The following is a 10,869-nucleotide window of genomic DNA, read 5'->3' as shown; positions in this document are numbered from 1 at the left end:
TGATACCAATAGTCAACGGTCTTTTCACCGTCGCCGGAAGAAGATACCCCCTCCAGCAATAAGCTATCTGGCGTTTGATAGACGTGCCACAGGCGAGGGATAAGCTCTGTAGCCAGTGAGAAGTTAGAAGCCTCACCATAATTGGAAAGCTATTTTTCTGCTTTTCGATACATTCTGTTTTTCGATACATACGAGCATAGCTCAGGCTTGTAAGCCTACTGATGGAAAGGTCTCCGAAGATCCAAGGTAGGAAGTGAACATCAAATGGTTAAGTTTGAGTAAGTTTTACAGAGCGGTTCAACAATACTATGTATCTATAGCGATGTGCAAATGAGTGAAAGGCAATTGCTCCCCCTCGCCCAAGGTGGGAGAGGGGGTTGGGGGGTGAGGACTGCACTTGCTCCCAACTGCACACCGCTATATTAACCCAGTATTTTTGGTCAACCATGAGTGATGCCTCTCCCTCTCCTAACCCGTGGTGTTTGAGCAGAATTATTCTAATTATCTGGATGTTGTTACCACTTCCAGTGGCGGCTCAAGGAATTGAGCATACTGAGACTCTCTTACAAACTGGACAACGCCTCTATCAACAGGGGAATTATGAAGCAGCCATTCCTCCCCTAGAAACTGCCTTAGAGCAAATTAATGCACCCTTTGAGCAAGGGATGACTTGGGCCAATTTATCCCTAGTTTATCAAGGGTTGGGAGACTGGGAGAACGCTCAAAATGCTCTCTCCCAAGCGAAACTCCTTATCCCTCAGTTGTCTGAGTCCTCCCAAAAACAGCGTTTACAAGCTCAAGTGGCGGAAGTCCAAGGGAAACTCTATTTTAGTTTAGGACAAGGGGAAAACGCCCTGCTGGCTTGGAGAGAGGCAACTACTGCCTATCAACAACAGAAGGACTCACAAGGGGTAATTCGCACACAACTTCATCAAAGTCGCGCTTTACAACATCTTGGCCAATTTCGTCACGCACTGAAAACCTTAAAACCCGTTATTGTTCAATTATCCCATCAACCCAATTCTCTCACCAAGATACAAGCCTGGCAAGAATTGGGGACTCTCATTCGGGTGGTGGGGAAAGTTGACGGACTCCCCAGTGTGACGACTTCTGAGGGAGACTATTTAGACCAAGCTGAGGCAATTTTACAACATAGTTTAACCCTCGCTCAACAACTCCCGCACCCGGAAACGGAAGCGGAAATTTTGCTGAGTTTAGGCAATACGGCACAAGCGAGATATTATCAATTGAAAGATGAATATCAACGAGTGCCTAGGGGCAATAATCGACCCCCACAACAGGTTAACTCTTATCAGAATGCTCTAAATTATTATCAACAGGTTATTGCTCTCAATTATACTCCCCTGCTCACGATTAAAGCGCAGTTAAATCAACTCCAATTGAGTCTAGAATTGGCCACTCGACGAACTGAGCCTAAAGTTGCTGAAAATGCTCCTAATGTTCAGGATACTATAGAACAGTTAATGGCTCAATTTCCTCGTTTTTTAGAGCAATTACAAGACCTTCCTCAAAACCAGCAATCACTAAATAGTCAATTAAATTTAATGCTTAATTGGCTGAATTATTATCAAACTATATCCCCTAATCAACTTTCGGAAAATTCTCAACTTTTAGCAGATTTTCTACAAGAAATTAACCAGAAAGCACAGCAAATTAATGATTCTTATTTAGTTGCTAAATCTTATTATGAATTAAGTCGTCTTTATCAATTATCAGGCTCTCTTTCTCAAGCAAAATACTGGAATCAAAAAGCCTTACTCGTTGCTGAAAGGGAGCAAGATGATTATACTTTATATCAGGTACAATGGCAACTGGCAAAACTATTAACCGCAGAACAAAAAACGGCTGCTGCGATTACTGCTTATGAAGAAACTATTAAAACATTAGACCAAGTACGCTATGATCTAATTAGTTTAGAAAAATCTGACGTGCGTTTTCTGTTTCGCAATGATATTGAACCTGTTTATCGGGAATTATTGGAGTTATTGCTATTACAGGAAGACTCGAATAAAAGTCAGACTCAATTATCGGGTTATACTCGCTTAGAAAAGGCCAAAAATTATACTCAAAAACTACAAGTTGCAGAATTAGAGGACTATTTACGCTGTCAACTCCAATTAGCGAATCATATTCCGTTAGATCAGCTTATTCAAAAACATCAACTTAAAACAACTTCTATCTATTCGGTTGTGTTACCAGAGGATTTAGTCTTGTTGGTTAAAACTCCTGAAAGTCCTAACTTAAAATATTATTCTGTGGAGATTTCTAAGCAAGAATTAGAAAAAAAAGTATCAGAAATTAGAAATTTAGTTTTTCAAGGAAAAGAATCTAGAAATGCGCAAATTTATCAAGAATTATATAATATTTTAATTGAACCCATAGAACCTGCCTTAAAGGAGTCTAATACAGAAACTCTGGTTTTTGTTTTAGATAGCTTTTTGCAAAATTTACCCTTAGCTGCGTTGTATGATACCAAAAGTGACCAATACTTAATTGAAAAATATAGTCTGGCTTTAAATTTAGGCTTAAATTTATTAGATGAGTCTCCTTTAGCAGCACAAGATTTTAATTTATTAATTGGAGGATTAAGTGAAAGCTATTCTAATTCTAAACCACTTCCTTATGTAACCCAAGAAGTTGAACAGTTAACTCGGAATTTCCCGGAAAGTCAGCTTTTATATAATGACGAATTTACTGAGGAGAATTTACAAACTACGGTGAATGAAAACCCTTTCCCAATTGTTCATTTAGCAACCCATGGACAATTTAGCTCAAGGGTGGAAGATACGTTTCTTTTGGCGGCAGATCAAAAGATTAATTTAAATGAAATGAGTCAGGTTATTCAGCGTCGGGGAGAGACGTTTTCCCAAGCGATTGAGTTATTAGTGTTAAGTGCCTGTCAAACGGCAATTGGCGATCGCCGTGCTACATTAGGGTTAGCTGGAGTGACGGTACAAGCAGGAGCAGTGAGTACCCTTGCGTCGTTATTCAAGATTCAAGATCGCTCCACCTCTCAGTTAATGGCAGAATTTTATCAACATTTGCGTCAGGAGGAGATCAGTAAAGCAGAAGCATTACGACGCGCACAACTTGCGTTACTACAAAACACAGAAACCCAAAAACCCTATCATTGGGCCCCGTTTGTGTTAGTGGGAAATTGGCGTTAATTTTCGCTGGTGCAACAATCTTCTCTGGGAAACTCACTGAATTCCCCTAACCCTCCTTCTTCGAGGAGTTGCTCCCAATCTCCAGACTGATTGGATGCTGCAACTGCGTTGAGTGCATCAAACCAGTATCCCTGACGTGCAAATATTCTCGCTTTTTCGGGGAGTGGGGTGTTGGTGGGAAGGGGAGGACTGGGTTTACGCAGGACTAAGAATTGACTGCTATCTCGACTCAGGGGAGAAGTCTCAGTACAGTACACCTCGACAAACAGATAGGCCTTGTACCAGGTGTCTGGGGTGAGGGGGGGAGCATCGGGAGGGAGTGCAATTTGCATGATTCCTGATGCGGTATAACGGATGTCGCTTTCATAGACGATGATTTCCCGTTTTTCTTCCTCATCCCATGTACGCAGGGAGAGTTTTACGTTTTCTACCCAGTCGGGGGAGTAAGGACTATAAAACCAGAAACTGGGATGACTTTTGCGGGTATATCCCCACGGGATGGAGTTGTCGGGGGTGACTGGGGTGAGGGGAGTTAATCCTAAAGGAAGGTTTGGACAAGGATCACGAGATGCAGAACTTTCGCTATTTGGAGGGTTTCCTCGGTCATCAGAAACAGTGGGTTGATTAAAAATAATGGAATTCGTTTCTAGGGGGGATTGAGCAGTGACGACGAGGGGGGTGATTAATCCAGTTAGATTGAGGAAGATTACCCCTAAAGAGAGTTTAAACCAAGACCAAGGGATCATATTGAGTCCGTAAAGTTTGATCAATTAAGTGGGATCAGTTTCGTTTGAGCGATTATTTTGTGGTTGTGATGGAAAAACACTATTAACGATTATAGCAGAAATTAGTCCTGTTAAGAGTAGGGGAATGAATGGCAACCAATATCCTTGTAATAGGAAAGTATAACAGACGGCGATTAATAGTCCCCCAAAACTCAAGGCAATCAAGAGTTGTTGTTTCCAGGAGGTGGGAAGCTGACTCAGAAGTCCTCCTATTAATGCAGTTCCCCATAAGAGCAATAATTGAATTGGAAAGGTAATAAATCGTAAGTAGGGACGGTCATCAAGTGCGGTTCTCAGGAGATTACTAATTTGTTGTGCTTGTAATAAAATTCCTGGTATTTGGACACCGTAGGGGGTTGGGTAAAATTTGGCATTTTCGTGATTTACTCCAATAATGACTAGACGGTTTTCGATATACTGGGAGGGAACAGAATCACTGAGAATATCGGTAATACTAACTCGTTCTACAAAGTCCACAGGAGATTGATGGGAGTGATAATTTAATAAGATTTGATGTCCCCAAGTATCAGCTTGTTGATAGACCCCTTGGGGTGCAGTGAGAATGGGAATTTCTAAGTTATCTAATTGTAAGTTATCTTCTTGATTAACGGTGACATTAATTCCTTCTGCTTCTAGATAAAGTTGCGCCATTTTAAGACCAAAGGACTGTTCAGCGTGACAGTTAGAATGGAGTGGAGGATTTGTTAATAAGAGTTGGCGACGCACTACTTGATCTGGATCGGGAATTACATTATCAAAAGTCTGCCGTTTGAGGGGGAATGCTTGGGGCGGTAAATATCCTTTACTATCTTTGTCTCCTACGGTGCAAATTCCTTGTATTTTGGAGTTATTTTTGATATAATTATTGAGTGCTTTTAGTTTAATATCGAACCGACCATCTCTGAGTAAAAATAAACCAATGGCTCGCGGATTAGCGGTATTTATTTTTTTTAAAAGTTCGTAAAGTATATCATCATCAATTGATCCCTCTCGTTGAGGTTTAAATAAGTTTAAGTCTCGGTCAGTGATTTCGACGACAAGAAGGCGAGTTTCTAAGGTTTCTGGGGGTTGGAAGCGGACTAAATAATCGTAGGCTTTCCATTCTGCGAGTTGTAAAAAACCGAGCGATCGCACCCCTAAAACCCCCAAAGTTGCGATTAAACTAGACAGCACAATTCCTCCCCACTGAATGGGGTTAGGAGTCTCAATGGGGTGAGGAACAGGAGGAACAATGGGAGCAGTTTCGACAGTCCAGCTAGGGGGAATTGCGCTAGGATTTTGACAAATCACGGGAAGCCAACTGGCACAAGGAAATTGATATTCTAGTTCATCATATAACCGTTGTCTGGCCTCACGAACTGCTAAATAAAAAGATTGACCTTGAGCAAAATTTGTGAGAAAATAACGTAAGAATTGTTGAGCCACTTGATCGGGAACTAATTCCCGCATGACAATCATTTGCGGGATAAGTAAATCATCTAATTTTTGAGAGAGTCCTAACCCATCACAGGAGTTAAAGATGGCTAATTGGAGTCCGCGATCGCAAGCCTTTTTTAACCCATACCAAAGCTCATCAATCGTTAAACATTCATCGGGATTAATATAAATCACTCCCGTTTCTCCTTGGGTTTCACTATGACCCGCAAAAAAGATAATATCCCAAGACTGCTCCCATAATTGATCCGTAATCTCTTGACGTTGGGGTTGCACCAAAAAAACCGGATCAGCATGGGGTAACTGATTTAATAATTTTCGGTCTTTCTCCGTATCAATCCCTTGATCATGACCTAAAATCACTAAAATTTTAATAAGAGAGGGAGAAGAAACCGGAGGAGTAAGAGGTTGAGACTCTAGAGAGCAAAAAGAGGGTTCAACCAGAGAATATTGCTGAAAAATCTCCCATTCTTGCCAAGGGAGTTTCCGCAACTGCAAATTATCCGTACAAATCCAAAAGCGCACCGCCTCAGTGGGGTCTAGCTGCTCTCGTAAGCGACGATCAATGGGTCGAAAGGTCTCACAATCCAACCATTCTTCTAACTGCTCACAAAGCCGTTTAGCGGACTGCTGACAGACCTTTATTTTTTGATTAATCGACCCCTTATGAATCACTTTTTTCGGTTTAATCCGCCACGTCCAACGATAGGGGGCCCCTAAAGTACGATAGTTTTCCTGCCAATGATAGTGTAAACATTGTTCTAACTCAGGATTCGGCGGCAGTGACCCTTTAATTTTCAAGGAATTAGACTGGGGAGAAGAATAAATTTCAAGGGTCACTCGTACCCCAGTCGTCAAGTTTCCGTCTAGTTCTAATAACACTCGTTTAGTCATCAACTTACAGTCATCCGTAATGCGTTATTTCTGATTCTTTGAATCCCACAATCAACAAACCCCTAAATTTCAAAATGTTCAGTCACACTAAAATCTCCTAAATGGACTTGTACCGTAAACCGTTCACCAGAATTTCCCGTAAATTGAAATTCTAACCCCTCCGAATGTCTGGCCTCCGCTTGCATCACCCGTTGGCCTTGATCATCTAATAAATGGAGTTGTAACTTTTCGGGTAAATAGGTTTGGGTTTGTTGGGGTAACACTTGTACCCAAATTTCCATATCTTCTTCCTCACTCGGTTGGAGACCGACACATAAAGCGACTTTTTCTTCTCCCTGAGTGAGATTCAACCACTTTCCCCGTTGTACCTTAGTTGCTTCTGGAGTAGCAACCGAGGACACACTCCGAAAACTCATCGCAAGTTCACTGGGTTGGGGAATAAATAGATGTTCTAAGGTTTGCCACCCTTGCTCCATCTGCTGATTAAACCAATTTTGTAATTGAACCATTGGCGAAGTTTGACCTACTATATCTAAACAATGCTCGAAGGGGGAAAAAAAAGCAAGGGGAATCCACTCTTGTTTTACTTTTTCTGTAAAACCTAAAAGTTTGGCTTCGGTCAAATCTCGATTAAACTGAACTGCACAATACCCGATACGATTATCCCATACCTCTGGCGGAATATAACAATGTTCTGCTTCCGGTAAAACGGGACGACATTCTAATCTTCGATCATCCTTTAAGACCAAAGTAGCGACATCAGCAAGGGTTTGATCAATGACCTCCAAACTATCACTTTTTGTCTGATGAACCGGAATATCGAGACTCTCTAAATAGACTCGGACGACTTCCACCGCTAAAGTATTAAGATAGACTTGTCTGAGCTTCCGGGACTCCGTTTGTTTTTGAGCCAACCGTTGTGCTTTTTGGTGGAAATTTCGAGTGATTGGCAACGTTAAGGGGGACAGAGTTTTAGAGTTTTTCATGGTTTTAAAGGAATTAGGCTAAATAGTCGTGGATTTTAGGGGAAAAACGGGTTAAATTGCGTTGGTAAAAACTACTAATTGTGGAAACTTTGAGATTGAGTTCTTCCGCAATTTCTTGCCAAGTATAACCTTCTACAATTTTCAGTGCGATAAACTGGAAATTCGCTGTCGGGTTTTGACAAGTGTAGGTACTCACAAAGAGTCCTTCGGGGTCTTCCTGTAAACATTCGACAATATCCTTGGCCTCAATCTTCACCGTGTCCTCTTCCTTGGGAATAGGGTTCATGGTTTCTAGATCGTCCAGTGTGAACGGAACAGTTTTTGACCAATTTTTTCCCGATAATTCTCGAATTGCGTCAGGAAATCGTCGTTGTAGGAGAAAGTTGACCCATTGCAACACCTCTCCTCGATGGGGATCATAGGTATCTAATTTGCGGTAGATATATCCAAATAACTGTTGGATAGCGATCCCATAGATTTCGTCATAGGACGCTTGAAATTGGGGAGGGACCGGAGGCCGGGTTAAACGACCACTCTGTTGGATTTCTCGCAACAGTCGATCTACCGCTTTCCGACGAGGGAGGGAGTCAGGAGGATGGGTTTGGGCCGCGATCGCAAGTTTTTTCAGTCTGTCTTCAAGATCACACATTCTGCAATGGAAACGTAACCGGTTATCTGTATCCAGCAGAAGGGGTGAACAAACCTCCCTTCTATCTTGTTCTCTGCGTATCCCCCTCGGTTTTACGCAGCCTCCCCCAATTTGTTACAAAACATTAAATTTTCCTCCTCCCTGCGTAAAAACCCCCCTCAATCCCAGAGAACCCAATGAGGAGGTAGGAGAGGAAGGGGTTTACTCCTCTGAACCGTTCCTGCATCTCCATTGTGGTGATCCCTCTAATCGGAGTCTCAAAATCATGTAATTCTCAAGTACCAGTTTAATTTTTTGCTCTGATTGTATTAACTAATGAGAGCGATTTTGTCGTTTTTATACATAATTTGAAAATTGAAATTTTGACAAAAGTTTTTTAAAGATTCTGTAAAGTTACGCCAAAGTGCTGTTGTAATTCAGTCAAATCTTTTAAAATCTTCCTAACGGTAAAAAACAACTATCCCAACACCGCATCTGCCGAGGAAACATGAAACATTTCACAAAAACAGGTCTGAGTACCCTCTTAACTACCCTTGGACTCCTGACAATTCCCTTTACAACCCCTGCCTTTGCCTCGTTTTTTCATAACGATTGGTATTACTCCATTGATCCGAGTTATGACAGTATTGCCAGTAACGGGAGTGGTGGACTTGATGTAGGAGGTTCAATTTATGAAATTTATGGAATGGCGATTAAAGAGAACGTAGAAACTAATACTATTTGGGTCGGATTGAATTCTAATCTACCGATAACAGGACGTTCTGTCCCAACATATATTAATGGAATGGAAATTCCTGATAATAATATTGGTTGGGGAGATATGTTTTTTGACTTTTCTGGAACAGGAAATTTTCAGCAATCAATTGATACAGGACAAATGTGTGGTGTTCGCTTTGCGAATACCAATGATTCTGGAGTAGATAGTGGAGTATATTGTGGGATGAGTGCTTCAAGTGTAGTCAGTGAAAATGCAGGATATTGGAACTTGAATGCTCATAATAATGAAATCGTCAACAATGTCGGACAGAATGCGTGGATGGGAGATAAACGATGGAATGATGATTATTATGCCCCCTATACTGGATCAGGTTATAAAATGCCTAATATTCTGACTTCGGACAATCAAGAGGAACATAAAGTAGGTGAAGGTGATGTTACTATTCGCTCCCAAGCAGAACTAGAAGAAGAAGGGTTTGAAACAGATCAGTTTTTTGGAGAAGGGGATAATATTTTTGGATTTAGTTTCCAGAAACCGTTAGAAATGGCTGGTGATTTTATTGCCACAGCTATTCAAGAATGCTTAAATGACGGGATGGCCTTATTAGGGAATTTTACATCTTCTAACTCTGATTCTGGAGGTGATTCTGGAGGTGATACCGGAGATGATAACGCAGGTGATACCGGAGATGATACCGGAGACAACATTGGAGGTAATACAGGAGATGGATGTGCAGCAACGTTATCTCAACTAGAAGCACTTGCACCGGATACCGTGGATGGAGAGTGGAAAATCTTTTATGATGCGTTAAGTCATCAATGGTATGATCCCCCTGCTTATTCCGGTTATACCTTTACCACCACCGGAGGAACAACATTTACACAAATCGAAAATTTTCCCTGTGGTATTTCTGCTGATGATTCTTTTACAGTGAAAGTAGGAGATAAGGATTTTGGCCCTTATCAACCTGGAGACAGTTTAGACTTTACAGCGTTTGCTAGTATGGGTATTACCGAATTTGATCTTATTTTCCCTTGGAAAGACCCCGCAGAAACTGACCCTCCTTTTGCACTACAACTAGCGTTGAACGACGAATTAGGGAGTTTTAAAATGCGTCCTATCGAAGTAGTACAGGATGTTCCCGAACCCGGTGCAACAGTAGGACTCTTGTTATTTGGTCTCCTAGGATTAAAACTACGCAAAAAATCCCATTAGCTACACCAAGGGTTAAAACCCTTGGCTAATAGCTAAAGTCGGCTCAAGCCGACTCAATTTCCTCGCCTGTTCTTTGTGGGTTTTCCTGTGGTTGACTCAACCCGTTTTAACGGGTTTTCACTATGAGCCTTGGGTTTGAACCCAAGGCTCATGGAAACCCATAAACAATAGGGACAAAAAATTCTCCCTCTCTCCTTAAAACAAGGGATAACAATCCAATAGCGTCGCTTCTGTCACAGGAAAATTCTCCTCAAACCTCCCTCTCCCGTCACCCGAAGACCATTGCGACTCCTCCTCCGTAACACTCCCCCAAGGAACATAAACCGATCCCCCTTGGAGTGCATCCGACGGACTAGGGGGAAGTCCTCCTCGTCCCGTCACATAAAACTCACTCCGTTTCATCTCTGAATGATTCCCCTGTCCAGGAGTGCGACATCCGGCTGCTAAACTAGGAGGAGCAAAGCGATCGCTCAACGGAATATCCGGTTGATAATTCCCCGCATTCACCGTCACCGTCCCATCAATCCCCAACCGAGAACTTGCACTCAAATCACTCTCCAGAGTCCGCACCAACCGACCCGGGTTACTAAACCCAAAAATCCCCTTGGCCGTCACAAAAATACTTCCCCCTCGTCCTGCAATGGCCGTCGCTGCAATATCGCTATTTTCAGACAACACCGCAACCACAAACCCCCCCGCATCAATGGTAATATTCCCACCATTCCCCGTCCCCAGAGCTTCCGTCAAAATATTACTGTTGTAACGGAGTAACAAATTCTCCGCCACCTGTAACTCAATATTTCCCCCTTCTCCCGAAATCGTTCGCGCAGTCAAATTTCCCTGTTGATTCAAAAAAATCGACCTGCTACTAATCAACAAATCCCCTGCACGTCCCGTCCCCTCTCCACTAACCGTAATTTCTCCCCCATTCTGCACCGTCAAATCTCCCGTCCTTAACTCAATCCCCCGTGCATCCCCACTCCCTAAACTCTCAAAAAAC

The 10,869-nt window shown here is 42.2% G+C and carries 6 protein-coding genes and 1 pseudogene; 2 read left to right on the top strand and 5 right to left on the bottom strand.

What is annotated here, in order from left to right:
* Window positions 1–446 precede the first annotated feature (446 nt).
* Window positions 447–3,188 carry a CHAT domain-containing protein gene (locus PN462_RS20070; protein ID WP_272130615.1) on the top strand — a complete coding sequence of 914 codons (2,742 nt, stop codon included), beginning with the start codon at window positions 447–449 and terminating at the stop codon, window positions 3,186–3,188.
* On the opposite strand, the gene PN462_RS20065 is transcribed toward PN462_RS20070, so the two are convergent.
* The 4 genes from PN462_RS20065 to PN462_RS20050 form a co-directional block, all read right to left on the bottom strand.
* Entirely contained in the window at window positions 3,185–3,934 is a 750-nt protein-coding gene (locus tag PN462_RS20065) for a DUF928 domain-containing protein (RefSeq protein WP_272130614.1), read from the bottom strand. The genes PN462_RS20070 and PN462_RS20065 overlap by 4 nt on opposite strands.
* 24 nt (window positions 3,935–3,958) lie before the next feature.
* Complete coding sequence (locus PN462_RS20060; protein ID WP_272130613.1) at window positions 3,959–6,301, bottom strand: CHASE2 domain-containing protein; 2,343 nt, start codon at window positions 6,299–6,301, stop codon at window positions 3,959–3,961.
* Window positions 6,302–6,363: 62 nt separating this feature from the next.
* Complete coding sequence (locus tag PN462_RS20055) at window positions 6,364–7,287, bottom strand: DUF1822 family protein (protein ID WP_272130612.1); 924 nt, start codon at window positions 7,285–7,287, stop codon at window positions 6,364–6,366.
* Window positions 7,288–7,300: 13 nt separating this feature from the next.
* Window positions 7,301–7,936 carry a hypothetical protein gene (locus tag PN462_RS20050; RefSeq protein ID WP_272130611.1) on the bottom strand — a complete coding sequence of 212 codons (636 nt, stop codon included), beginning with the start codon at window positions 7,934–7,936 and terminating at the stop codon, window positions 7,301–7,303.
* A 487-nt stretch (window positions 7,937–8,423) separates the two neighbouring features.
* On the opposite strand from PN462_RS20050, the gene PN462_RS20045 reads away from it, so the two are divergent.
* Window positions 8,424–9,869 (top strand): XDD3 family exosortase-dependent surface protein, encoded by a 1,446-nt coding sequence (locus tag PN462_RS20045; RefSeq protein ID WP_272130610.1) that lies wholly within the window; start codon window positions 8,424–8,426, stop codon window positions 9,867–9,869.
* Between the two features lie 195 nt (window positions 9,870–10,064).
* On the opposite strand, the pseudogene PN462_RS20040 reads toward PN462_RS20045, so the two are convergent.
* Window positions 10,065–10,869 (bottom strand): annotated as a pseudogene (locus tag PN462_RS20040) (S-layer family protein); the annotation flags it as partial.

The organism is Spirulina sp. CS-785/01 (assembly GCF_028330525.1).
In the GTDB taxonomy this organism is placed as follows: domain Bacteria; phylum Cyanobacteriota; class Cyanobacteriia; order Cyanobacteriales; family Spirulinaceae; genus JAQMSD01.
This window is presented reverse-complemented; position numbering and strand designations above follow the sequence as displayed.

Coding starts and splice junctions, on each gene's coding strand:
- PN462_RS20070 (WP_272130615.1), top strand. CDS start 447: ATGAGTGATGCCTCTCCCTCTCCTAACCCGTGGTGTTTGAGCAGAATT.
- PN462_RS20065 (WP_272130614.1), bottom strand. CDS start 3,934: ATGATCCCTTGGTCTTGGTTTAAACTCTCTTTAGGGGTAATCTTCCTC.
- PN462_RS20060 (WP_272130613.1), bottom strand. CDS start 6,301: ATGACTAAACGAGTGTTATTAGAACTAGACGGAAACTTGACGACTGGG.
- PN462_RS20055 (WP_272130612.1), bottom strand. CDS start 7,287: ATGAAAAACTCTAAAACTCTGTCCCCCTTAACGTTGCCAATCACTCGA.
- PN462_RS20050 (WP_272130611.1), bottom strand. CDS start 7,936: ATGTGTGATCTTGAAGACAGACTGAAAAAACTTGCGATCGCGGCCCAA.
- PN462_RS20045 (WP_272130610.1), top strand. CDS start 8,424: ATGAAACATTTCACAAAAACAGGTCTGAGTACCCTCTTAACTACCCTT.